Source organism: Bacillus cereus group sp. BfR-BA-01408 (genome assembly GCF_022663305.1).
Lineage (GTDB): Bacteria > Bacillota > Bacilli > Bacillales > Bacillaceae_G > Bacillus_A > Bacillus_A pacificus.
Window position 1 is genome coordinate 1 of record NZ_JAKUFF010000170.1, and the last position, 980, is coordinate 980.

Here is a 980-nt window from a genome sequence, read left to right on the forward strand (position 1 = left end):
GGGGAAGCTCCTTATGGAGCGAAGTCTTTGATTCCCCGCTGCCAAGAAAAGCTTCTAGCGAGATAAAAGGTGCCTGTACCGCAAACCGACACAGGTAGGCGAGGAGAGAATCCTAAGGTGTGCGAGAGAACTCTGGTTAAGGAACTCGGCAAAATGACCCCGTAACTTCGGGAGAAGGGGTGCTTTCTTAACGGAAAGCCGCAGTGAATAGGCCCAAGCGACTGTTTAGCAAAAACACAGCTCTCTGCGAAGCCGTAAGGCGAAGTATAGGGGGTGACACCTGCCCGGTGCTGGAAGGTTAAGGAGAGGGGTTAGCGTAAGCGAAGCTCTGAACTGAAGCCCCAGTAAACGGCGGCCGTAACTATAACGGTCCTAAGGTAGCGAAATTCCTTGTCGGGTAAGTTCCGACCCGCACGAAAGGTGTAACGATTTGGGCACTGTCTCAACCAGAGACTCGGTGAAATTATAGTACCTGTGAAGATGCAGGTTACCCGCGACAGGACGGAAAGACCCCGTGGAGCTTTACTGTAGCCTGATATTGAATTTTGGTACAGTTTGTACAGGATAGGCGGGAGCCTTTGAAACCGGAGCGCTAGCTTCGGTGGAGGCGCTGGTGGGATACCGCCCTGACTGTATTGAAATTCTAACCTACGGGTCTTATCGACCCGGGAGACAGTGTCAGGTGGGCAGTTTGACTGGGGCGGTCGCCTCCTAAAGTGTAACGGAGGCGCCCAAAGGTTCCCTCAGAATGGTTGGAAATCATTCGTAGAGTGCAAAGGCATAAGGGAGCTTGACTGCGAGACCTACAAGTCGAGCAGGGACGAAAGTCGGGCTTAGTGATCCGGTGGTTCCGCATGGAAGGGCCATCGCTCAACGGATAAAAGCTACCCCGGGGATAACAGGCTTATCTCCCCCAAGAGTCCACATCGACGGGGAGGTTTGGCACCTCGATGTCGGCTCATCGCATCCTGGGGCTGTAG

1 rRNA gene is annotated in these 980 nt (G+C 53.8%); it reads left to right on the forward strand.

The window, feature by feature from the left end:
- Positions 1 to 980, forward strand: a 23S ribosomal RNA gene (locus MR083_RS26650); the annotation flags it as partial.